Annotated in this window: 1 protein-coding gene; it reads left to right on the top strand. The window is 75.7% G+C overall.

Features of this window, described 5'->3' with window-relative positions:
• On the top strand, positions 1-527 hold a 527-nt coding region (locus AC1DY5_RS58235; RefSeq protein ID WP_478123126.1), incomplete at both ends, for an alkaline phosphatase D family protein.

Raw genomic sequence — 527 nt, forward strand, 5'->3', positions numbered from 1 at the left:
ATGCGACTTCCGCACCACCGCGCACCCGGTGCTGCACCCGGTGCTGGCCGATGCGCGCTTCGAGACCGAGGTCCGAGCCGGCCGCGCCGGCGTGCACGCCGGCGTGGACAACCTGGTGGTGGTGGGCGGCGACGTCCACCGCCATGTCGCGGCCGACCTGCGGGTGCGGCCCAACGACCCGGGCTCGCCGGTGGTGGCCAGCGAGTTCGTCGGCGGCTCGGTCACTTCGCGCGGCGCCAGCGCGGCTGCCATGGCGCGCTTGCGGCGAGACAACCTCGATGTGGTCCATGCGCGCGGCGACCGCCGCGGCCATGCCTTGATCGAAGTCACGCCGACGGCGCTGCGATGCGACTTCCGCACCACCGCGCACCCGGTGCTGGCCGATGCGGAGGTCCGATTCGAAGTCGAGGCCGGCCGCGCCGGCGTGCACGCCGGCGTGCACACCCTGGTGGGGGTGGGCGGCGACGCCCCCCGCCATGTCGCGGCCCACCTGCGGGTGCGGCCCAACGACCCGGGCTCGCCGGTGG

The organism is Variovorax sp. P4_D9 (assembly GCF_056401695.1).